This is a genomic window from Sphaerimonospora cavernae, assembly GCF_042435035.1.
GTDB lineage: Bacteria > Actinomycetota > Actinomycetes > Streptosporangiales > Streptosporangiaceae > Sphaerimonospora > Sphaerimonospora cavernae.
Genome location: NZ_JBHMQT010000032.1, coordinates 139,616 through 162,166, shown reverse-complemented (window position 1 = coordinate 162,166; position 22,551 = coordinate 139,616). Strand labels below are relative to the sequence as shown.

Annotated in this window: 18 protein-coding genes and 3 CRISPR repeat arrays (1 of these 21 running past the window's edge); of the genes, 3 read left to right on the top strand and 15 right to left on the bottom strand. The window is 68.6% G+C overall.

Annotation, left to right across the window (positions count from 1 at the left end; translation table 11 throughout):
- Positions 1–934: direct repeats of the CRISPR family, unit length 28 nt; unit sequence GGAGCATCCCCGCGGGCGCGGGGGCGAC (it extends 70 nt beyond the left edge of the window).
- A gap of 18 nt (positions 935–952) precedes the next feature.
- The 9 genes from cas2e to cas3 all read right to left on the bottom strand — a co-directional run bounded on the left by cas2e (position 953) and on the right by cas3 (position 11,142).
- Positions 953–1,261, bottom strand: coding sequence for a type I-E CRISPR-associated endoribonuclease Cas2e (gene cas2e / locus ACFHYQ_RS14090; RefSeq protein ID WP_394301576.1), 309 nt, complete (start codon positions 1,259–1,261; stop codon positions 953–955).
- Positions 1,258–2,289, bottom strand: a complete 1,032-nt coding sequence (gene cas1e / locus ACFHYQ_RS14085; RefSeq protein WP_394301575.1) for a type I-E CRISPR-associated endonuclease Cas1e — start codon at positions 2,287–2,289, stop codon at positions 1,258–1,260. The genes cas2e and cas1e overlap by 4 nt, the downstream gene beginning before the upstream one ends.
- A 6-nt stretch (positions 2,290–2,295) precedes the next feature.
- Positions 2,296–3,048, bottom strand: a complete 753-nt coding sequence (gene cas6e / locus ACFHYQ_RS14080) for a type I-E CRISPR-associated protein Cas6/Cse3/CasE (RefSeq protein ID WP_394301574.1) — start codon at positions 3,046–3,048, stop codon at positions 2,296–2,298.
- 6 nt (positions 3,049–3,054) lie between these two features.
- Positions 3,055–3,855, bottom strand: coding sequence for a type I-E CRISPR-associated protein Cas5/CasD (gene cas5e, locus ACFHYQ_RS14075; RefSeq protein ID WP_394301573.1), 801 nt, complete (start codon positions 3,853–3,855; stop codon positions 3,055–3,057).
- Positions 3,855–4,976 (bottom strand): type I-E CRISPR-associated protein Cas7/Cse4/CasC, encoded by a 1,122-nt coding sequence (cas7e, locus tag ACFHYQ_RS14070; protein ID WP_394301572.1) that lies wholly within the window; start codon positions 4,974–4,976, stop codon positions 3,855–3,857. Before cas7e ends, cas5e begins: the two co-directional genes overlap by 1 nt.
- A 38-nt stretch (positions 4,977–5,014) precedes the next feature.
- The gene (gene casB / locus ACFHYQ_RS14065) at positions 5,015–5,629 is read right to left on the bottom strand and encodes a type I-E CRISPR-associated protein Cse2/CasB (RefSeq protein ID WP_394301571.1); all 615 of its coding nucleotides are present in this window, start codon (positions 5,627–5,629) and stop codon (positions 5,015–5,017) included.
- A 27-nt stretch (positions 5,630–5,656) separates the two neighbouring features.
- Positions 5,657–7,285 carry a type I-E CRISPR-associated protein Cse1/CasA gene (gene casA / locus ACFHYQ_RS14060; RefSeq protein ID WP_394301570.1) on the bottom strand — a complete coding sequence of 543 codons (1,629 nt, stop codon included), beginning with the start codon at positions 7,283–7,285 and terminating at the stop codon, positions 5,657–5,659.
- A gap of 284 nt (positions 7,286–7,569) precedes the next feature.
- Complete coding sequence (locus tag ACFHYQ_RS14055; RefSeq protein ID WP_394301569.1) at positions 7,570–7,914, bottom strand: transposase; 345 nt, start codon at positions 7,912–7,914, stop codon at positions 7,570–7,572.
- 393 nt (positions 7,915–8,307) lie between these two features.
- A complete protein-coding gene (gene cas3 / locus ACFHYQ_RS14050; protein WP_394301568.1) occupies positions 8,308–11,142 on the bottom strand; it encodes a CRISPR-associated helicase Cas3' in 2,835 nt (944 codons plus the stop codon).
- A 155-nt stretch (positions 11,143–11,297) separates the two neighbouring features.
- Positions 11,298–11,927: direct repeats of the CRISPR family, unit length 28 nt; unit sequence GTCGGCCCCGCGCCCGCGGGGATGATCC.
- A gap of 83 nt (positions 11,928–12,010) precedes the next feature.
- Positions 12,011–13,136: a CRISPR direct-repeat array (repeat unit 28 nt; unit sequence GTCGGCCCCGCGCCCGCGGGGATGATCC).
- 243 nt (positions 13,137–13,379) lie between these two features.
- Between cas3 and ACFHYQ_RS14045 the strand changes: the two genes are divergently transcribed.
- Complete coding sequence (locus ACFHYQ_RS14045) at positions 13,380–13,835, top strand: VOC family protein (RefSeq protein WP_394301567.1); 456 nt, start codon at positions 13,380–13,382, stop codon at positions 13,833–13,835.
- Between the two features lie 80 nt (positions 13,836–13,915).
- Here ACFHYQ_RS14045 and ACFHYQ_RS14040 read toward each other — a convergent pair whose 3' ends face one another.
- Genes ACFHYQ_RS14040 through ACFHYQ_RS14020 form a run of 5 tightly spaced genes read right to left on the bottom strand, consistent with a single transcriptional unit; the run spans position 13,916 to position 19,309 of the window.
- Positions 13,916–14,632, bottom strand: a complete 717-nt coding sequence (locus ACFHYQ_RS14040; protein WP_394301566.1) for an ABC transporter ATP-binding protein — start codon at positions 14,630–14,632, stop codon at positions 13,916–13,918.
- Positions 14,629–15,435 (bottom strand): ABC transporter ATP-binding protein, encoded by an 807-nt coding sequence (locus ACFHYQ_RS14035; protein WP_394301565.1) that lies wholly within the window; start codon positions 15,433–15,435, stop codon positions 14,629–14,631. Before ACFHYQ_RS14035 ends, ACFHYQ_RS14040 begins: the two co-directional genes overlap by 4 nt.
- Entirely contained in the window at positions 15,432–17,126 is a 1,695-nt protein-coding gene (locus tag ACFHYQ_RS14030; protein WP_394301564.1) for a branched-chain amino acid ABC transporter permease, read from the bottom strand. Before ACFHYQ_RS14030 ends, ACFHYQ_RS14035 begins: the two co-directional genes overlap by 4 nt.
- Positions 17,123–18,049, bottom strand: a complete 927-nt coding sequence (locus tag ACFHYQ_RS14025; protein ID WP_394301563.1) for a branched-chain amino acid ABC transporter permease — start codon at positions 18,047–18,049, stop codon at positions 17,123–17,125. The genes ACFHYQ_RS14030 and ACFHYQ_RS14025 overlap by 4 nt, the downstream gene beginning before the upstream one ends.
- Positions 18,050–18,085: 36 nt before the next feature.
- Positions 18,086–19,309, bottom strand: coding sequence for a branched-chain amino acid ABC transporter substrate-binding protein (locus ACFHYQ_RS14020; RefSeq protein ID WP_394301736.1), 1,224 nt, complete (start codon positions 19,307–19,309; stop codon positions 18,086–18,088).
- 488 nt (positions 19,310–19,797) lie between these two features.
- Here ACFHYQ_RS14020 and ACFHYQ_RS14015 point away from each other — a divergent pair, with 488 nt between their 5' ends.
- Together ACFHYQ_RS14015 and ACFHYQ_RS14010 are read left to right on the top strand one after the other, a co-directional pair.
- Positions 19,798–20,787: an enolase C-terminal domain-like protein gene (locus ACFHYQ_RS14015; RefSeq protein WP_394301562.1), complete on the top strand. Its 990-nt coding sequence runs from the start codon at positions 19,798–19,800 to the stop codon at positions 20,785–20,787.
- 353 nt (positions 20,788–21,140) lie between these two features.
- Positions 21,141–22,052: an NADP-dependent oxidoreductase gene (locus ACFHYQ_RS14010; protein ID WP_394301561.1), complete on the top strand. Its 912-nt coding sequence runs from the start codon at positions 21,141–21,143 to the stop codon at positions 22,050–22,052.
- 12 nt (positions 22,053–22,064) lie between these two features.
- Here the strand turns inward: ACFHYQ_RS14010 and soxR are convergent, their stop codons facing one another.
- Positions 22,065–22,520 (bottom strand): redox-sensitive transcriptional activator SoxR, encoded by a 456-nt coding sequence (gene soxR / locus ACFHYQ_RS14005; protein WP_394301560.1) that lies wholly within the window; start codon positions 22,518–22,520, stop codon positions 22,065–22,067.
- Positions 22,521–22,551: the final 31 nt, after the last annotated feature.

Genomic DNA, 22,551 nt, shown 5'->3' with positions numbered 1-22,551 from the left:
CCGCGGGCGCGGGGGCGACCTGCGGCGGATCGCCGTCGAAGCCGACAAGGGCGGAGCATCCCCGCGGGCGCGGGGGCGACTTCGACAGCCTGAACGGCGACGTCGACGAGGCGGGAGCATCCCCGCGGGCGCGGGGGCGACCGGCGAGCAGATCCTCCGCACGGGCATGGACGTGGAGCATCCCCGCGGGCGCGGGGGCGACAACTTTGGATGGACGTACACCGGTGGAACGCTAGGAGCATCCCTGCGGGCGCGGGGGCGACGCCGAACTCTTCAACCGCCTGCTCCCGCCGGGCGGAGCATCCCCGCGGGCGCGGGGGCGACGAACAAGCCGGCCGCGTGGGCGTCACCGGCGGCGGAGCATCCCCGCGGGCGCGGGGGCGACGCGTGGCGGACCAACACGGACTCGACGAACCAGGGAGCATCCCCGCGGGCGCGGGGGCGACATGTTGTTGCCGGTCGCGAGCCACAGCCGGTCAGGAGCATCCCCGCGGGCGCGGGGGCGACGAACGTGTACCCGAGGGTGGTCTGCTGCCGGACGGAGCATCCCCGCGGGCGCGGGGGCGACCCGGCTGAGCAGCACCGGATCGCTGAGCGTCCAGGAGCATCCCCGCGGGCGCGGGGGCGACCGCGCCACGAAGGCCATCGACGAGATGACGGAGGGAGCATCCCCGCGGGCGCGGGGGCGACGCAAGTCGATCTTCTGGCACGGTGAGACTCCGAGGAGCATCCCCGCGGGCGCGGGGGCGACACGCTCAGGTTGACCGCGCCCGGCGCGTACCCGGGAGCATCCCCGCGGGCGCGGGGGCGACGAGGAGGAATGCGAGCGCATCACCCGGCGGGCGGGAGCATCCCCGCGGGCGCGGGGGCGACCCCTGACCGGCCTGGACGACGGCGTGTGGGAACGGAGCATCCCCGCGGGCGCGGGGGCGACACTTGCTGAGCTGGGCGTTTAGCGGGCGGGGAGGTGGTTTTCATTCAGTTGGATTCGGCTACGGGCCGACAAGATGAGGCCGTCGTAGTCGGTGGGGTGCCAGCGGTCTTCGCCTGCGGTGCGGACAGTCCATCCTTGTTCGTTGCTGGCGGGCTCGACAAGGATGGCCTGCCCGTCTCCGATACGCACGGCGAGCAGATCCCATAGACGGTCGCGGATGCGACGGCTGGGGTTTCCGACGAAGACTCCGGCGTTGACTTCGACCATCCAGCGGGTGAGGTGGCCGCGGAGGCCTTCGGGCGCGGCGATCAGGACGATGACGGTCATGAGGCCGAGCCGGGGGTGTCGAACTCGGGGCCGATGACGGCAATGTGATCGTCGCCCATCGTCGGTTGGACGAGGTCGAGGCCGAGGTTGATGATCATGTCGGATTCGTCCGCCCAGTTGGTGCCGCCGGCGACGGTGCCGAGTTGGTCGTCCCAGAGTCGGTTGAGGTCCTCGTCGGGGAGGTCTGATCCTTCGGGGGTCAGGAGGGTTTTGATGTCGGTGACGATGCGATCGAGGAGCCGGGTCTGGGCGATTCGGTCGCGCAGGCCGATGCGGGCGTCGCGTTCTTCGGTGAGGCCTTTGGCAGCGAGGTCGAAGGCCAGGGGGATCGTGTAGTCGGCTTTGTAGAGGTCGGCGATGTCCAAGACGAAGGAGATGGCCGAGCCGGTGTGAACGAATCCCAGGCCAGGGCTGGCTCCGATGCCGACGATGACCGCGTGGCAGATGCCGTACAGGGCGGCGTGGGCGGCCGACAGGAGGCGGTTGAGATCGTCACCGGCGGCGTGGGCGTCGCCGGGACGGTATTCGCGGCGCTTCCAGGCGACGCCGGTGCGTTGGGAATGCGCCTGGTAGAGCTTGCGGATGCGTGCTCCTTCGCGTCCGCGGAGCTGCTGCATGGTGGCGGTGGAGACGTCCTCGCCGGGGAAGCGCATGCCGTACATGGCGCGGGCGACGTTCAGTCGTTCCTTGGGGCGGGTGACGAGCCATGCCTGGCGGTGCAGGAGTGCGGCGCCGCGTGCGGGGCCGAGTCCGGCGGCGTACATGCGAACCCCCTGTTCGCCGACCCAGCACACGGTGGTGCCGGAATCGGCGAGCAGGCGGATCGCGCCGTGAGTGACGCGGGTTCCGGGTCCCATCAGCATGACCGCGACCATCGCGGCGGGGACGCGGACGGTCTCGCGCTTGTTGATGATGACCACGGCATTCTCGTCGCGGTCGATGTGGCTACGTTCGACGTAGACGCTGGAGACGCGGTCGGAGACGCGGTGCAGGTCGTGAGGGTGGGCTTTCCACCAGATGTCAGCCATCTCACCTCACCGGCCGGTTGGTAGCGGGGCGAGGGTGAGCAGTCCGCACCCGTAGGCCTTGGACGGGCCGATACCGCCCAGCAGGGCGCTGGCGAGCAGGGCCGTGTCGGTGACGCGCAGGCGGCCTTCGAAGGTCGCGGTGTGCAGGATGATCTGCTTGCCGCGGTCGCCTTTGGTGAACGCCTGACGGTTACGGGCGATGAGCCGTACGTCGGGGGCGGGTGCGGCCTTGTCGTCGGTGAGGTCGGTGATCGGGGGATCGGTGCGGGCCGGGGGGATCTCAAAACCGTGCCGGACGGTGCGGTCCAGCAGCCAGCCGAGTTGGGCGGTCGCGGTGCGATGGGCGAGCCGGAACGATCTGCGGTCCCCGGCGGCGATCCGCTCGGCCTGGGCGGGAGTCGGTTTGTCGGGGCGGTTGGTGTTCTGGATCGGGCTGGCCGTAAGCCGGAACGCGAACTCGCGGCCGATGGTGACCTTGGCGAGCAGTGCCGTGTAGTCGCCGATGGCGAAGTGTTCGCCGTCGGCGTCGGGCCAGCCGGCCGCCTCGACGAGGTGCGACCAGTCGGGTTTGGACCGGGTGAGGACGAACAGCAGGGGACGGTGGGAGTTGTCGACGTCCAACCGCCACAAGATCCGCTCACTGTCGGGGGTCGCGGGAACTCCGGCACAGACGTAGGCGTGCATGACTCTGGGGCTGGCCAGCATGGCCCGGCTCTGAGCGCGCAGCGGGTTGATTCTGATGCGAGACAGGTAGGTCATCGAAGGTCACCAGCCCAACAGGGCGAACGGATCGTGCGCTGAGGAGGCGTCGGCGGGCGCGACCGGGTTGTCGAATCCGGTGGGGATTGGCCGCCACAGATGCTTGACCCGGCGGGTGGAGTAACGGCGGTCACGTGGGTCGAACGACACGGGTTCGTCGTGCAGGATCTGATCGCCGTCGGCCGCTTCAACGGTCACCATCCGATCGATGCGGGCCAGCCGTCCGTGCCGTCTTTCGAACGCGGCGCGGGCGTGGTCCCCGGCCTGCCACGGCTGAGTGGTCAGCACCTCAAGTATGGACTCGTACGTGATCCCGAGGAGGATGGGCTGAGACGGGATGCAGGAACGCCGGCCCAGCGCCAGGGGGAAGGCGGGGTGGGTGATGGCCTTGGCCAGGGACTCCATCAACGGCGCCGGGCCTGCTACGGCAGCGACGAACACCGCGTCCTGAAGGTAGAACCGCTGAGTGACGTGAGTGTATTTGGCGGGCGAGGTTGGCTTTTGAACGCCTTTGGCTGATACCCCTGCCTGGGGGAGCGGGCGACCCTGGTAGTCGCTGACGGCGTGGTAGTCCCGCAACAGGGTGCCCTCCTGGTCGACGCGCACGCCCATGGTCAACCCGAGCAGATCGCCGAGCGGCTCCTCTCGCGGGTGGCCCGCGGCGGCGGCGAGCAGTCCGATCACGCCGGACTTGGTCGGCTGCGGGCGGGTGTCGCGCCGGTTGAACTCGCTTTGGTCGCCCCAGGACTGCAGCGGCCCGGCCAGTCGCAGCACCAGGGCGGCCTGGCCAGGGTCGGGCCCGGCCATCAATCCGTCTTCCACGAGACGGTCAGCGCGTCGTCCAGGCCGGTCAGCAACTGGACGAAGGTCTGGTTGTCGCCGAACGCCCCGTCGATGGCGTCATTGTCGAACGCGTGACAGACCCCGACGTGCACGGGCTCATCCCCCCACTGCTGAGTGGATCGCGCGTACTCGGCGGCCAGCCGTACGGCTGAGGCAGCAGCGATCCCTTCGGTCCCCCGGATGGGGCGTTCGAAAGCCGACACGAGGTTGACGGGCTGGTCGTCGCGGACCACGACCGCGACCAGGCTGGGCCGGGTCCGGTGGGCGAAGGAGTTAATGTGCCCGGTCGGCATCGACAGCGCGAATGCCTCGGCGAACCGGCCTACCGCTTCGATCGCCGAGTCCACACTGCCGAGGTTGTCCACGAGTTGGTGAACGCCGACGGTGGCGTACCGGTAGAGCGTCGCGGCGTTGAAGCCGATGTTTCCGATCATCCCGGCGCCGGACTCATCAGCCTCGTTCTCGTCATCGACAGCGGTGTAGTAGTCCGACTCGATCTCCACCGCGTGGGTGGAGATGGCATGGGCGACCTGGGTGGCCGCGTCCACCTTCAGGGAGGGGATGTCGGCGACCATCCGGCCGAACAGCGCCACCCCGAGCGGGTGGCCGGTCTTCAGCCGTTCGGCGACGGCCAGGTCCTTCGTAGCCGCCTTGAGCTTCTCATCGTCCAACTCGGCCAGATCCTTGGCCTGGTCGGCGATCAGATCGACGATCTCATCCAGCTGCCGGTAACCGAAGAACAGGAGGTAGGCCGTGTCCCCGGCCTTCTTACCGGCCTTGATGCCCAGCGGTTCCAGCAAGGCGCCGGCGATCCGCGCCGCCGCCTCGCCATTCAGGCCGATGCGTGATCCGATGCGCCCGGCCAGTTGCCCGGCGATGCGCTTGGTACGGGTGCTCTGATCGGCCTCGGGCAGCTTGTCGTCGAACGCACGCCGGGTGGCGCGCTTCCATGCCTGGGACGACACTCGGGCACGGCGTGCCCCGCCGAACCGGGCGTCCTTCGGGTTGCCCTGATCGTCCCGGTTCAAATTCGCAGGGGGAACTGTCTGGATGATGTGGAAATCGACGTATTGGTGCTTGGTCATCGTTATCTCCGGTGATCTCGTTAAAAGGGTGACGCAGTTCAGGACCCGAGTGGAGGTTCATCCTCCGGCGGCTTCTGCTTCCAGACCTGGTAGTCCAGGGCCCACTGGCGGCGGGCGGCACGACGACGGTCGTCGTAGTGCCAGTGATGAATAAGCCGCATCAGATGGTCATAGTCGAGAGGCTGGTTGATTGTGCGCAGCAGATCGACCAGGCCTCGCAGCCGGATCAGTAGCCCATCCACCGTGGTGGTCGTGGCCGCCGCCTCTACCCGGTCGTCGACTGCTTTCTGGCTGAACTTGTCGCTGGTGCGCAACCGCGCCAGGGCCGTGCCGAGCCGCACGCCGGGCCGGTGCATCGAGACGCTCTTGGACTGCTGGTGCAGCCCGTAGAGGGCCAGCGCGGCGTGCTCGGCCTTCTGCTCTATGGACGCCAGGCCGCGCCGGGCGAGCTCATCATCGATCTCGGCCGTGTAGTACGGCCACAGCTTCGGCACCTCGCCGAAACTGCGGCCGAGCCCGGCCCGCATCGCTGCCAGGTCCTCTCCTGGCGGAGGGCCGAGCGGGTGGTTGGTCCTTGTGTCGGTAAGCCAGGTCCCATCCGATGCCGCACGATTCCAGTACGGGGTTGCCATCGCGATATCACGCTCCATCATCGAAGTAGGCGGGTCGGGTGACTCGGGTCAGGCCGCCCGCCGGTGCTCTGCGGCGCGCGGCAAGATGGCCGAAAGGTCGCGTCGAAGCCGCCATTCCACGGTCCCGAGTCCGGGATTGGTGACGGAGGCCTCCTCGTCGCCGCTGTGGCGTGGGGCGAATACGGACTCCGGCACCGTGGCGAACACCGCATCAGCGCCCTCGCGGGTGATCCGGTAGGCGACCTGTTCCCAGGCCAGCAGCACCGCTTCCAGTTGTTCGTCACTGAGCCCGCCCGCATGGTCAAGGACACGGCGGACGACGGGGTCCAGGCGGTGGAGAAGCTGCTCCCCGGGGCGCTGGCCCTTATCCCACGGGATCGGATCCAGCCCAGCGGCCCGCCGCAGGTCCGCCGACAGGTGGTTGATCACCCGCGCAAGCTGCTCTGCCTGGCTGGTCATCTCCACCAGCACCCCATACACCTCGGCGTCCGGCTCCAGCGCGGCCACCGGCAACGGGATCCGATCGTGGTAGACGTCGTCGATGACGGCCGACTGAGTGCCGTAGGTGATTCCGAACGCCTCCACCCGCAAGGGGTAGTCTTCCTGGAGCGCTCCAAGCGCGCGCAGGTCAGCGACCTGCCTCAGCAGGCTGCTCGTCTCTACCGAACCGCTGTCCAGGTCACTCCGGTGGACAGCCAACAGCGCTTCCAGGCCACGCCAGATCGCCTTGCCGGGGACGTGCCGACGGGGTTTGCGATCGGCCGCCTTGGTCTTCGCCACAGGCTTGTCGTACTTCCATGCCGTGTGTGGTTCCCACTCCGGAAGTTCTCGCATGCGGTCCCCTGCCGCGACGATCACGCGCCTGACCCGCACACCCTGTGGCGTGTCCTCGGGAATCAACCCGATACGGCGGGACTGCCACGTCCACAGATCAAGCAGCCCGTCCGGGTAACCGGCAGCAGCCCATGCTGGGCCCGCCGGGGGACGCCGCCAGTGCGGCGTGCCGAGCACGGACGTCGGCCCGATCGGCAGGTTCAGCAACAACGTCTCGTACAGCGTGTGACCGGTAGGGATGAGAACGCCGAGCTGGCCCAGCGGCCCCGTGGGGTTGCCCGTCGTCTTGCCCGCCTTGACCTTGGCGTCGCCTTTAGCGCCGGTCTTGATCGCCGCGGTGTCCCAGCAGTGCGCGTGCACCAGCCACCGCATCGCCTCCGCCGGCGTCAACGCAGGCGGCTCGGCCTCGGTCCGCGCCGCGAACAGCGGCACGTTGTTGCCCGTGGACTCCGTCGCCACCAGCAATCCCGAGCCCTTGGTCCCCCCGCTGGCCGCCTCTAACTGGCCCACCTGCGCGAAGGGGGTCTGGCCGAAAGCCTGGAACCGGCCGTGATGGTTTGCCAGATACAGGCGGATCTGGTCACGCTCGGTCTCGTTGAACGCTCCAGCCTCAAATCGCTTCCGCCACTCCGCACGATCGGCGGGTAGGCCCACGGCGTCGGCGACGACTGGCAACAATACCTGCCTCAGCAGCGCGGGAACCTGCGTCGCAAGCTCGACCACCAACTCAGTGAAGGTGTCTGCCTCGGTCAGGGCCCTCTCGATCCCCACCTCAAGCAGAGCATCGTCATGCCGCCGCCGTAGCGGCAGCCATCCGTCACGTACGAGGTCGAACTGGTCCATGGCCTGCCTTAGGGGGAAGTGGCGTACCAGAGCAACAAAGTCTGGTGTGAGCGTAGAGGCGGCCACCGACATTTTCTGCCCCACCGATATTTCCTCGTCCGAATTCCGTCATTTGGGACGGGCATTGGCGGAAAAGTCGCGGTCGGGAGCCGATTCGTTCGAAAGCGAGCGCAGTGCCCGGGCGGTGGTGACCAGAGCCATCGGCAAGCGAGACACGGGTACCCCAGCGAGCCCGTACGGCGGCGGCCGCTGAGGGCGATCTGGATGCGGAGACTCTGCTGATGTCACCAGGGCGTGGCTGCAATGCTGAGCTGGCGTGCCAAGAAGGTGGAGGCTCGCTTGAGGATCTTGTTGGCCCTGCGCAGCTCTCGTACCTCGCGCTCCAGTTCTTTGAGGCGCACATCAGTGCTCGCGGCCTCCAGACGTCGGGAACCAGTGATCCCGGCATTCCGGACCCAGGTCCGCAGAGACTCCGGCCCGATGCCGAGTTGGCGCGCCACCTGCGTAATCACTCCGTACGATGTTCCAGATTCTTTGATGGCTTCCCGGACAATCCGGACGGCGTGGTCTTTCAGTTCCGGCGTGTACCGACGCTGAGGCAGACGCGAAGAGCGACATCCATCGGGCATGGTTCTTCCTCCCCTTCCAGGTCAGGAAGGCTTATGAATACGATAGGCCTACATTTACCTGTCCCTTGCCACGGAATTGTAGGGGGCGATGGCCGTCGCTCGCAGCGGATCAGGACTACGGGCCACATCCCCGTGCGCTTCACAGACCGAAGGTGGTTCACTTTCCCTGGCGCGATGTGTCAGTTGGGTGGCTATCGGCCTCGCCCATGCGGGGATGGTCCAACGATTGGCCTAGCGCGCGCTTCGGCCCCGCATCTGCGGGGATCGCGCCAGCCGGATCCTCTGCGATCGTCAATTGACGTTCGCGGAAGGACTCGGACGCGGTCGCGTGCCCGGCCGGTCGCTACCTGTTGGCGTTGCGACCGGCCGGGCACCCTGATGGAGCCTGAGCCGCTACTGGGGATTGTCGACGACCAGTCCGAGATCCGTGTCGTAGCGGATCATGAATCGGTCGAGGGTCGCCCGGCCGTGGGTGTCGAGCGTCAGGGTCCTGCTGTAGCGAAGCCACGGATGGTCTCGCCAGCCCTCCAGCGGCTGGAGTTCGCTGGTGGCCGCTGCGGCGAGCTTGGTCGGAAGGCGCACCGTGCCGCCGAGAACCTCATCGACCAGGTGGGGCGGCGCCTCGCCGTTGATTCCAAGACGCCGCCCCGTCCAGGAGGTGTAGCCGCGCTCGTCCTGGTGGACGATGACGACCTCGACGCTGGGTTCCCCGTCGCGGACGATGGCTTGAACGATCTCATCGCTGCCCCTGGTCTCCGCGTAGTGCAGGCCCTCCAGGGTCGGATTCTCATGCTCTTTGAACCGGGTAAGCAGGAACTTCTCGGCACTCTTGGCGCGAGCCCACTGCTCTTCCTCCCAGATGGCGAACGCCGCTCGTTCCTCCTGTGCCCACGTTTCGGGCACGACCGGCTTCTCGCCGTAGACGGCGGCGACCAGCTCGGGGACCTGGCCGGGGATCTTCCAGTCCCGGTTGTCGGCCGCGCACACCAGCGCGGCCGTGCGCAGCAGCAGGTAGCGGCCATAGATCGCTTCGCTGGCCGGCAGGATCCACGGGGCCCGCGTGCCTGAGGGGTCGAATCCTGTGATGACGACACACGGTTCGCCGACAGGGGCAGGGCGCGGGACGCCGTCATGGCGGTGGAGCCGGCCGATCCGCTGGAGGAGCAGGTCGATCGGGGCCAGGTCAGTGATCAGGATGTCGGCATCGACATCGAACGACTGCTCGGCGAGCTGGGTGGCCACCACGATGGTGCGCGGGCGAGGCTTACCCGACGGGCCGAGCCGGGCCAACACCGTCTCCGTACGGTCCGCCCGGTGCGCGGCATGCAGTCGGCCGTGCAGGAGGAACACGTCGGCTTGCCCGAAACGGGCACGTAGCGCCCGGTAGGTGTCCTGCGCGCGGTCGACGGTGTTGCGGATCACCAAGGCGCAGCCGCCGTCTCTTAACCGGTCGGCGAGGAGTTCGGCGACATCCGCATGCGTGCCGCCGCCTTCGGGCTCCGATGCTGCGCGCGAGGGCTCGGCACGTACCTCGACCCGCACCGGGAGATCCTGACGCCAGGACGCGCAATCATCGAGGATCGCGTGCGGCTCCGCCTCCTGCAGCCAGACGGCGGTGACGTTCGGGTAGCCCCCAGAGGTGGGCAGGTCGAGTGCCGGTGGCTCCTCGCGTGAGGCAGCGCCGGCGAGATAGGCATCGACCAGAGCACGCCGCTGGGCGGGCGGCAACGTCGCCGACAGCAGCACGACCGGGACACGGGCCTGCCCCAGCCAGCGCAGTCCTTCCAGAAGGAATCGCGACATGTACACGTCGGCAGCGTGCACCTCATCCAAAATCACGACCTTGCCCGCGAGCCCGGCCATCCGCAGCATCACATGCTTGGTACGGGTCGCCGCGAACAGCAGTTGATCGATCGTTCCCACTACCAGCGGGGTCAGCAGGCCGCGCTTGCCGCCCAGGAACCACTCCGCAGGGGCCCGCCGCTCGGGGGCCTCCCCGTCATCTGACGGTGACATCCCATACAGGGCGTCCTCGTCGACCGTCCCGTAGATATCGTCGGGACAGTCGCCGGCATCCTCCAGCAGCGCCTGCCATTCAGGGTTGAAACGGCGCTTGCCGTGCAGCAGCGCCACCTGTGACTCCAGTCCCGGCGATACCTGTGCCGCCCAGGCGCGTACCTGGGAGAACATTGGGTCGCTGGTCGCCTGGGTCGGCATGCCGACGAACACCCCATCGGCTCCGAACCGCGCGGCCAGGATCTCCGCCACCATCAATGCGGTCTTGGTCTTGCCCTCTCCCATCGGGGCCTCGACGATCACCAGGCCTGGGCCCGCCATACGCCGGGCGGCGTCCATCACCAGCTCCTGCGACCGGCGCGGCCCATGCCCGAAACGGTCGCCGAAAGCTTCATCTCCTGGGATGCCGAGCATGCCCCAGCCGCCCCGTAACCCCAGCTTTTCCCACGCCAGGCCGGCACGCTCGCGAGAGGCAGTGAGGCTCACGTCCCGTAGATCATCCACTCCCGGGAAATGTCGCTCATCGCTGGCGATCCAGTCGGCCATCACAACCAGACCGCTCAAGTGCAGCTGATCGGCGCGGCTGGGCACCTGTACCGGCTGGACCTCCTTCAGGCCGTCGAACCCTAGCTCGCGAGTGAAGACCTCGACAACCGCCGACTGCACCCGCCGCCATGCGGGGCCCTTGCCATGCAGATGACCCCGTGCGCGGACGGGTTCGATCAATTGCCCCGCCGGAGGAAACTTCCCGTGGTGTCCGGCGACTAATGGCCATATCCACGAAATCTGCTCCTCAGGCCACCCGGCCCCACTCAGCACATCCCGGATGAGCTTCCCGCCGGCCCGATCATGGCGCCAGCGCTGCTGCCCCGTGGACATCCAGGTAAGCCCCGCCTGCCGTACGGCCTGCGCCCCGGCCTCGTCCATCTGCTGAAACGCCGGAGTCGCCTTCCCGCAGTCATGAATGCCACACAGCCACGCGAAGAATCGCCGCCCACGCCCAGGCCCTCCCGCCACCTCCTCCAGCAACGTCCTGGTGGACGGGGCGAGGTAACGGTCCCAGATCTGTTCAGCGACCGCAGCGGTGTCGAGGAGATGACACATCAGCAGATTCACACGACCTGCTGCCTTAGCAGCCGATTTCCCCCACAAAACGCCTAGTTGTCGTGCCACGTCCGGATCCTGAAGGAATCCGAGTTCACGCTCGTCCATGACCGCCTCCTCGACACCGACGACCAGCACCATAGAAGCCAGCGCCGACAAAACGACGGCGATCGGTCATATAAGGTCGGCGAGAGAACCCAAAAGACCAAAACGAAGTGAATGAAAAACAGCACCCAGCTCAGCAAACACCCAGGTCAGCAAGTGTCGGCCCCGCGCCCGCGGGGATGATCCCCGTGGGCCGGGCCTCGATCACCGCCACCGCACGTCGGCCCCGCGCCCGCGGGGATGATCCCCGCTGCCCGCCCTGGCAGGGCTGCTCGACCTGGTCGGCCCCGCGCCCGCGGGGATGATCCCTGGTGGTTCGCGCTGTATTCGCCGCAGGGTGTGTCGGCCCCGCGCCCGCGGGGATGATCCCCGCCGCGGCGTAGCCGTACGACCCGGCCTTGGGTCGGCCCCGCGCCCGCGGGGATGATCCTCATCCAACTCGGTCTTCGCGTCGCCGATCGCCGTCGGCCCCGCGCCCGCGGGGATGATCCCACACAGCCCAGCGCCTGGGGGACGTGGAAATCGTCGGCCCCGCGCCCGCGGGGATGATCCGGCGGATGCCGAGCTGGAGCGGCAGGTCGGCCCCGCGCCCGCGGGGATGATCCCGCGAAGACCTTCCCCCGGGAGTGTTTCCTCCGGTCGGCCCCGCGCCCGCGGGGATGATCCGGCGGCACGGAAGGCGCTGCACGACAACTACGAGTCGGCCCCGCGCCCGCGGGGATGATCCTACGTCCTGTGGGGCGCCAACGGAGCGCCCTACGTCGGCCCCGCGCCCGCGGGGATGATCCGTCGAGCCGTACCACCACGACGACGACCACGACGTCGGCCCCGCGCCCGCCCCCCACCCTCGCGGGCCATCGCTCGTGCGGTGGGTCGGCCCCGCGCCCGCGGGGATGATCCTCTGTACGACGTTCGCGCGCTGGTCGTTGCCGGGTCGGCCCCGCGCCCGCGGGGATGATCCGCTGGCTCAGCAGTACTACGGCGCCTCGAACGTGTCGGCCCCGCGCCCGCGGGGATGATCCCACGACTGACCCGCTCAGTTCTCCAGGTGCCGAGTCGGCCCCGCGCCCGCGGGGATGATCCCATGTTGCGGTGCGGAGGTGCGTTGCTCGCCATGTCGGCCCCGCGCCCGCGGGGATGATCCTGCGTCCGCCACCTCGGCCACGAAGGCGACCACGTCGGCCCCGCGCCCGCGGGGATGATCCGGAGATGCTCGGGATCGCCTCACCGTCGAAGGTGTCGGCCCCGCGCCCGCGGGGATGATCCCCCGGTCGGCTGGGTCCGCCGACGACTGAAGCAGTCGGCCCCGCGCCCGCGGGGATGATCCCTGGTCCGACGCGTCGACGTTCGACGCGATCCGGTCGGCCCCGCGCCCGCGGAGATGATCCCGGTGCCCGGCATAGACGACAAAAGCCCCGCCCGTCGGCCCCGCGCCCGCGGGGATGATCCCTCATCATGCAGGGCGTTGTCGGAGGCCCGATCGTTGGCCCCGCGCCCGCGGGGATGATCCGAGTCGGGCGTCGAGCCGCGGGTAGACGTGGTCGTCGGCCCCGCGCCCGCGGGGATGATCCGTTACGGTCACAGAACGCCGAGAATTGTGGCCTGTCGGCCCCGCGCCCGCGGGGATGATCCGACGTGCACGAGGATGTGCGACCCGAATAAGATGTCGGCCCCGCGCCCGCGGGGATGATCCGCGGCCCGGTCCCTGTCCCGGAGCCTGCCATTCGTCGGCCCCGCGCCCGCGGGGATGATCCGCGGGCCGCGCTGCGCGAGTACCGCGGCAACAAGTCGGCCCCGCGCCCGCGGGGATGATCCGACGTGGACGGCGCTGCGGATCGCTCAGGGCCTGTCGGCCCCGCGCCCGCGGGGATGATCCCGAGTTTCTCAGGGTGAACGCCACGATTCACCGGTCGGCCCCGCGCCCGCGGGGATGATCCCGCCCCCGGCCGGGGGTCCGCCCGAACCGGTCGTCGGCCCTGCGCCCGCGGGGGTGATCCGCCCGGGGTCGAGGCGCTCGTCCGAGCTGCCCGGTCGGCCCTGCGCCCGCGGGATGTTTCGCACGGCCCGAAGCTCTAGGCCGAACTCTTCGGGTCGGCCCAAGCAATCCCCTCAAACCGTGGACAGTCTGAGTTAGTGATCTTGTACTTTTATGATCTTGCAGTAGATCGTGCAGGGGGAGGGGTTGGTTGGGGCAGCAGTCGTGACCGAGATATGTCAGACCTGTCTGGCAGGCTCCAGGCATGGAGATGACACTGCAGCTGACGATCGACTGCGCCGATCCGCGGAGACTGGTGGCGTTCTGGAGCGAGGCTCTGGGATACGTGCCCGAACCTCCGCCGGGGGGACATGCCACGTGGCGGGATTATTGGGCGGACATGGGGGTGCCTGAAGAAGAGCTGCCCGTCGGTGCCGGCGAGAGCCCGGAGTCGATCGTCGATCCCACCGGGCAGGGGCCGCGGGTGTGGTTCCAGCAGGTTCCAGAACCCAAGGTCGCCAAGAACCGGGTGCACCTCGATCTGAAAGTAGGTGGTGGGCGCGACGTCCCATTGGCGATTCGCACGCAGCGGGTCACAACTGTGGTGGAACGGCTGACCACGGCTGGTGCCGCCGTGCTGCGGATCATGGATGAGCCGGACATGGAGTACTACGCCGTGGTGCTGCAGGACCCAGAGGGCAACGAGTTCTGTGTTGTCTAGGATTCGTGGCGCCCGTGTAGGCCCTGCCGCCTGCGGGGATGAAGGTCTATCGGAGTCGCCCGACAGGCCCGGACTGAACTCTAGTCTTCGCCGAGGTAGGCCTTGCGGACTTGGTCGTTGCCGAGCAGGGCCTGCCCATGGTCTTCGAGCACGATGCGGCCGGTCTCCAGCACATAGCCGCGGTCGGCGAGGGTGAGCGCGGCCTGGGCGTTCTGCTCGACCAGCAGGATGGTGGTGCCGGCCGCCCTGAGCTCGGCGACGGTCTCCATGATCTTCTGCATCATGATGGGGGACAGGCCCATCGAGGGCTCGTCGAGCATGAGCAGCTCGGGCCGGCTCATCAGCGCCCGGCCCATGGCCAGCATCTGCTGCTCGCCGCCAGAAAGCGTCCCGGCGGCCTGCCTGCGGCGCTCGCCGAGCACCGGGAACAGGTCGTAGGCCCGATGCACGTCCTGATTGACCCCGGCGCCGTCACGGCGCAGGTAGGCGCCGAGCAGCAGGTTCTCCTCGATCGTCATGCGGGGGAAGATGTGCCGGCCCTCCGGCGAGTGCGCGAGCCCCAGTTCGACGATCTTGTGCGCCGGGGTGCCGTCGATCCGCCGGCCCTTGAACCTGATCTGCCCGCCGGCGGGCTTGAGCAGTCCGGACAGGGTGCGCAGCGTGGTGGTCTTGCCGGCGCCGTTGCCGCCGATCAGCGTGACGACCTGACCCTGCTCGACCCGGAAGCTGATCCCCTTGACCGCCAGGATGGTGCCGTAGGCGACTCGCAGGTCGTCCACCTCGAGCATCGCGGTCATGTCTGCTGCTCCGATCCAGCCGGTGTGCCGATGTAGGCGGCGATCACTCGCTCGTCGTGCTGGACCTCGCCCGGGCTTCCCTCAATCAGCTTGCGGCCCTGGACGAGCACGGCGACCCGGTCGCACAGCGTGAAGATGAACCGCATGTCGTGCTCGATCACCACCACGGCCAGGCCGCGGTCCCGGATCTTGAACACCAGATCCTTGGTCTGTTGGGTTTCCTGAGGGTTCATTCCGGCGGTCGGCTCGTCCAGCAGCAGCAGGCCGGGGTCGCTGGCCAGGGCCCGGGCGATCTCCAGTCGCCGCTGGTCGCCGTAGGGCAGGTTGCGGGCCAGGACATCCGCCGCGTCGGCCAGGCCGACGAAGTCGAGCAACTCCCGGGCCTGGGCCTCGGTCTCCCGCTCCTCCCGCCGATACTTCGGGCCACGCACCAGCGCCGAGAGCGCCCCGACGGTGGTACGGCAGTGCCGGCCGACCTTCACGTTCTCCAACGCGGTCATGTTGGGGAACAACCGGATGTTCTGGAAGGTGCGGGCGACGCCGGTCTTGGTGACCAGGTGCGGTTTGCCCGACAGCGGCGTCCCGCGGTAGATCACCTGGCCCGCCGTGGGCACGTACATGCCGGTCAGGCAGTTGAAGAATGTCGTCTTACCCGCGCCGTTCGGGCCGATCAACCCGACGATCTCCCGCTCGCCGACCGTGAAGTCGACGCCGTCGACCGCGGTCAGCCCGCCGAAGCGCATCGTCACCCCGGACGCCCGCAGCACCGGCTCACGCGCCGCCAGCCCACTGTCCGCCGTCATCGGGCCCCCTCCGCGAGCTCCTCGGAGATCTCCTCCTCGTGGAACTCCGCCTTCCGGCGCTTGTTCGCGATCACGCCCTCCGGCCGGAACCGCATCACCAGCACCAGCGTCACACCGAAGATCAGCAACTTGTTGTCCTGGAAGAACCGGAACTTCTCCGGCAGCAGCAGCAGCACCACGGACCCCAGCAGCGCCCCGGTGACCGTGCCCATTCCGCCGAGCACCACGGCGGCGACCAGGAACGCCGAGTTGAGGAACTGGTAGGAGTCGGGGGTGATGGAGGAGATGGCGTGCGCCTGGATCGTCCCGGCCATCCCCGCCAGCGTCGCGCCCAGGGCGAAGGCCAGCAGCTTCAATCGGAACGTGTTGATGCCCGCGGCCTGCGCGGCCACCTCGTCCTCACGGATCGCCAGCCAGGCCCGGCCGAGCCGGGAGTTGTTCATCCGCGAGAACACCAGGATCACGAACGCCATCAGCACCAGTTCGAGGAAGAAGTAGTTCGCGAAATATCCCAGGTTCATGCCGAAGACCGTGTGGGACTGGCCGAAGTCGATCCCGAGGAACTTCAGGTCCGGGATCCCCGGGATGCCGTTCGGGCCGTTGGTCACCTGCGGGCCGGTGCTGCCGTCGAGGTTGTTCACCGCGATCCGGAAGATCTCGCCGAAGCCGAGCGTCACGATCGCCAGGTAGTCGCCGCGTACCCGCAGCGTCGGCGTGCCGATGAGCACCCCGACGATCGCGGTGATCACCGCGCCGATCACCACCGTGACCGCGAAGGGCGGATTCCAGCCGATCGTGCTCGCCGCCGCACCGGACAGCAGCGCCCCCACGTAGGCGCCCACGCCGAGGAACGCCACGTAGCCCAGGTCCAGCAGCCCGGCCAGGCCCACCACGATGTTCAGCCCGATCGCCGTCGTGGCGAAGATCCCGACGTTGACCATCACGTTCAGCCAGTGGTTGTCCGAGCCCTGGGTGAACGGGAAGGCCGCGGCGACGAGGAACGCCGCGGTGACCGTCACCCCCCGGTGCCGCGTCCCCACCTCGGAGATCCACGAGACCAGTCCCAGCCGCCATGCCGCCGTCAGGGCGCCGCCCAGGGCGACCAGGAAGCACAGGAAGATCTCCCACTCGGGGATCGCGAGCGCCTCCACGAAGGCGGCCAGCGCGAGGCCGAGCACCACGGCGATGACCAGGAACTCCACCCAGTCCGGCAGACGGTACGACCACACCGCCGGGCGGTCATCCGGCAGCGACCGGCCGGCCACGACGAACACCGCGGCGGCCAGGAGGGCCACCCAGCCGCCCCACTCGACGTTGATCAGCCCGCCCAGTTCGACGCCGATCGCGAGGACCGTGAACGCCGTGACCAGGAAAACGCCCGACGCGAGCACGCGGACCGCGCCTCCGGTGCCGCCCGGCGCCAGCACCCGGCGCAGGGGACTGACCTCGAGCAGCAGCAGCACGATCGCGACCAGCGCCAGCACCAGCACGTAGACCTGCGCCCCGCCGGGATAGCCGTAAATCGTCAGGTTCCCGGGAAACGCGCTGCCGTACGACCAGGCCAGGAACGTCGACGCGAGGCTCAGAACAGCACCCAGCAGCGCCGCCGCACGGGCCGTCGTGGCCGGTACGCGCCCCCGGGCCCTGTCGATCAGCCGCCGCTGTTCGGTGGTCGCTCCGCCGCCGCTCATGCCCTGTCCGCCACTCGCTCACCCAGCAGCCCCTGCGGCCGGAACACCAGCACCAAGATCAGCAGCGCGAAGGCCCACACGTCCTTCCATGCCCCGCCGCCGAACTGGCCGGGGATGTACTGCACCGCCATCACCTCGACGATGCCGAGTGCGAATCCGCCCACCACGGCGCCCTGGATGTTGCCGATGCCGCCGAGCACCGCGGCGGTGAACGCCTTCAACCCGGCGATGAACCCCATCCGGAAGTCGATCTGTCCCAGGTACAGCCCCTGCGCCATCCCGGCCACCGCCGCCAACGCCGCCCCCAGCAGGAACGACATTACGATCACCCGGTCGATGTTGATCCCCATCAGTCGGGCGGTGTCCGGGTCCTGCGCGGTCGCCTGCATCGCCCGCCCCATGCGGCTCCGCCGTACGAACAGGGTCAAAGCCACCATGCAGATCACCGAAACGAGCACCACCACGACCGAGGCGCGGTCCACGCTCGCGCCGAACCCGATCGGGATCGGCGCCCCGGTGATCAACTGCGGAAAGGCCAGCTTCGAGCGGGCATCGGGGTAGTAGAGCCGCACCGCCTCCTGCAGCGCGATCGACACCCCGATCGCCGTGATCAGCGGGGCCAGCCGCGGCGCGTTCCGCAGCGGCCGGTACGCGAACCGCTCCATCGCCACCGCCACCGCCACCGCGGCGATCATGCCGCCGAGCAGCATCAACGGCAGTGCGATCCACAGGCTCGTCCCGTCCGGCAGGATGTACCGGTACACGGTGAACGCGCCGAATGCGCCGATCATGAAGATCTCGCCATGTGCGAAGTTGATCAACTGGATGATGCCGTAGACCATGGTGTAGCCCAACGCGATGAGGGCGTACATGGCACCGAGCACCACTCCGTTGGCCAACTGCTGCACGAACTGGGTGAGCACCCGAACCTCCGAGGACCCGTCACCACACCTGACGGACTACTTGAAGGTGTCGGTGTGGGCGGGCGCCCACTTGTCACCGTCGACCTTGTAGACCGTGAGGATCTTCGTGGTGTTGTCGCCGAACTCGTCGAACGCCACGTGCCCGGAGGTGCCCTCGAACGAGATGTTCTGCACCGCCTGGATCGTCGCCTCGCGCACGTCCTTGTTGATCTCCGTCGCGTCCTTCAGCGACACCTTGAGCCCGTTGATGATGGCGTTCGCCGCGTCGAACGCGTAGGCGCCGTACGCGGAGTACGTCTCGCTGAACCCGGCCTTGTCGTAGGCCTCCACGAACGCCTTCGCCGAGTCCAGCGACTCCACCGGCGCGCCAACACTCGTGCCGAAGTCGCCGACGGAGGTGTCGCCGCCGAGCTCGATGTACTTGGGGTCGACGATGCCGTCGCCGCCCATCAGGGCGACGTTCAGCCCGCGTGCCTTCATCTGCCGGCTCAGCGGACCGGCCTGGGGATACTCCCCGCCGTAGTAGAGCAGGTCCGGCTTGGCCGCGGCGACCTTGGCGATCACCGAGGAGTAGTCCGTGTCGTCCGGGTTGATCGTCTGCTCAGAGACGACTTCGCCGCCGAGCGCCTTGAACTCCTTGGTGAACTGCGCCACCAGGCCGACGCCGTACGTCTTCTTGTCGTTGATTGTCGCGATCTTCTTGATGCCCAGCGTGTTGTAGACGTAACGCGCGCCGAACGGTCCCTGGATCGCGTCGGTGGTGCAGGTGCGGAAGTAGTTGTGGTACGGCCGCTTCGGATTGTCCAGGTCCTCGCCCATGGTCAGCGCCGGGCCGGTGTTGCCGGGCGACACCTGGACGATGCTCGCCTTGTCGAGCACCGGCATCACGTTCTGGGCCACGCTCGAGTTGTACGTACCGACCACTCCGGCGACCGCCGTGTCGTCCGCCAGCGTGCTGGCCGCCTGCTGGCCCACCTGCGGGGTCGCCTGGTCGTCCTCCGCACGCAGTTCGATCTTCCAGCCGGGGATGGCGTTCTGCTCGTTCGCCTGGCGGATCGCCAGATCGACCGAGTTGCGGATGCCCAGCCCGATCGCCGACAGGTTGCCGGTCAGCGGGGCGATCACACCGATCTTCACGACCTTCTGGTCACCGCCGGACCCGCTCCCGGTCTCGTCGGCCCGAGTCCCGCAGGCCGCCAGCGCCAAGGCACCGACAACGAGCAGAGCACCACTCTTGACAACCGCGCGCCGACGCACCATTTCCTCCACAGGACTCGAGGATCCGTTCAACCGGAGACCGCCCCCTCCCGGAGTCCAAGGGGAAGGACCCGAGACGATGTCGAGGACGCTACTCGCGACGGTCCCGGCTTCGCTAAGGTCGTCTTGAACTGTTACTCACGCGTTATTGCCCCGAATGTCCGGAAGTGGCGACGTTTCTTCAAAGATGTTCGCGTGGATTGACCGTGCCAACGGATTGATCGGGCCGTCGGCCCCGCGCCCGCGGGGATGATCCGGGGGTCCGGTGCCGCGTGTCCGAGAGGTGGAGTCGGCCCCGCACCTGCGGGGATGATCTGCGCTACGACTGGAGAGGCGCGGTCTTCGCGGAGGGTGAGAAACGGCGGAGGGATAAGAGGGATAAAGCAGTATTATTGCGACGCGCTGCGACCCTGGCGGGCGGAGATGACCTGCTGGTCACCACGAAACGAGCACCGGCCCCGTGGGCGTACGGTCTAGGCGAGGGGGTTACGGTGCCGCGCGTCCGAGAGTTGGAGGTCTTCAGGATGACCCTGCCGTACGGCAGGCGTCCGGAGACCACGCTGGTCAAACTCACGGACTACGGCGGCATGACCGGCTGGGGCGAGTTCGTCGGGCCCGCACCGCACGTGGAGCGGTCGCTTCCCGCGTTGATCGGCGTCGACTGGGAACACCCGGCCGAGCTCGGCCAGATCCCCGGCGGCTCGGCCGGCGACATGGCGTGCTGGGACCTGTGGGGCCGGATGAACGGCGTCCCGCTGGCGGACGCCCTCGGCGGGAGCCGTACCTCCCTCATCGGGACCGTGCGGCTGGCCGCCGACCGTTCGGTCGAAAGCATGATCGCCAGGGTGAATCGGCACGTCTGCGCGGGCTACGGCCACGTGACGCTCGACATCCACCCGGGCTGGGACGTCGAGCCGCTCCGGGCGGTCCGCGCCGCCTACCCCGGCCTGGCCATCGCCGTCGACGGACACGGCGCCTACACCGGGATCGGCCAACTCGAGGCGCTGGACGCCTACGGCGTCGTCGCCATCGAGCGGCCGTTCAAGGATCTGCTGACCAGTGCCGACCTGCAGGACCGGGTGACCGCCGCGGTGGCGGTCGAGGTCGGTTCCGTGGCCGAGCTGGACGAGGCGGTCGGCCTGAACGCCGGCCGCGCGCTGCTGCTGCGTCCCGCGCTGCTCGGCTCGCTCGGCGCCGTACGGCTCGTGCACGACCACGCGGTCGCCGCCGGTTGGGACATCATCTGCGCCGGCGGGCATGGCGCCGGTCTCGCCCGGGCCGCCACCGTCGCGGTGGCGAGCATGCCGGGCTGCTCGATGCCGAGCGACGTCGCCGAGCCGCCGCGAAGCGCCCAGGTCGTCCTCCCGCCCGTCGACGCCTCGGGCGGCGTCGTCGCCGTGCCGCTCACGCAGCCGGGCCTCGGCCACACCGTGGACGAGACGCGGGTACGGCGTCTGGCCCGCGAGTCCTTCCGGGTCTAGGCCCCCGCCCCAGACCCGACACTCCGTGATCTTGTAGTTTCTCGCAGTTCACCCTTCTGACCTGCGCGAATTGACTCCGTGATCTTGCAGATTCTTGCAGGCGAGCCATCTGACCTGCACCTATGCGGTCTGTGATCTTGCAGTTGTGGGTGCAAGATCACGGACAGTGTTTTCGCTGCTCAGAGGGTATGTCTGCGAGAAAATGCAAGATCACGAACGTGAAATCCCTGTTCACGGCTCTATATGCGAGGATTCGCAAGATCACGGGCCTTGGGGGGGAGGGGGGAGTCGGGCTTGACGTCAAGTCGACTTGATGTAGGACGGTGGACTTCCCGACGATGAGAGGAAGATCCATGAAGGTCTCCTATGTCACCGAGCCCGGCGGGCCGGAGGTGCTCCAGACGCGTGAGGTTCCCGACCCCGTGCCCGGCGCCGGTCAGGTACGGGTACGGGTGCGAGCGGCGGGGGTTCAGCCGTTCGATCTCGCGGTCCGGGAGGGGTGGCGCCCGTCGTACGCGACCGGTGAGCTGCCGTCGATCCCGGGCAACGAGTTCGCCGGGGTGATCGACTCCGTCGGAGATGGCGTGACCGGGTGGCGGCCGGGTGAGGAGGTGCTCGGTTTCGGCCTGCTCGGGTGCTACGCCGAGTACGTGGTCGTCGGCGCCGACCAGATCGTCCGGAAGCCGCCGTCGATGCCATGGGAGGTCGCCGGCGGGTTCACCGCGGGCGCACAGACCGCGGAGATCGCCTGGGAGGAGGTCGGGCCCGGGCCGGGAGACGTGGTGTTGATCCATGCCGCGGCCGGGAACGTCGGCGGGTTCGCCGTACAGCTGGCACGGTTGCGCGGCGCGCGTGTGATCGGCACGTCGCGCTCCGATCATCACGACTACCTGCGTGGACTCGGCGCCGAACCTGTCGACTACCGGTCCGATCTCGTCGGCCGGGTGCGCGGCCTCGCGCCCGACGGCGTCGACGTCGTCCTCGACGGCGCCGGGAGGGAAGCGCTGGCGGCCACGCTGGAACTGGCGAAGGACCTCACCCGGACGCGGACGATCTATGCGCACGAGGAAGGTCCGAAGGTCGGGGTCGCCACCCTCTCCGGCACCCGCTCCGCGGAGCGCTTGGGCCACCTGGCCGAGCTGTACGGCAAGGGCGAGATCACCTCGCTGATCCGCTCGACGTATCCGCTGGACCGCGCCGCCGACGCGCATCGCGAACTCGAAACAGGGCACGGGCGCGGCAAGATCGTGATCACGGTTGGGTGACCGGCACGGCCGTTACCGACAGGGAAGGCGCCGGGGCCCGGGCCCTTTCCTGCCGAGCATGTCGTCCGGGTTGGAGTAGGGGCAGGACCGCAGTGACAGGCAGCCGCAGCCGATGCAGTCGGAGAACCGGTCCCGCAGCGCGGTCAGCTCCTCGATTCTGGCGGTCAGGTCGTCATGCCACTGGCGGGCCAGTCGGGCCCAGTCGCGTTTCGTGGGGACGCGTTCCCGTGGAAGCCGATCGAGCGCATCCTTGATCTTCTCCAACGAGACGCCCACCCGCTGCGCGGCGCGGATGAAAGCGATCAGCCGCAACGTGTCGCGCCTGTACTCGCGCCGGTTCCCGCTCGTGCGGCGACTCCGGATGAGCCCCAGGCTCTCGTAGTAGTGCAGCGCGGAGACCGCGACACCGGCCCGCTCGGCGACCTGCCCCGGCTTCAGCCAGATCGCATCCGGTTCGAGCTGGGGCATCCGGCCTCTCCCACTCCGCAGCACCGACATC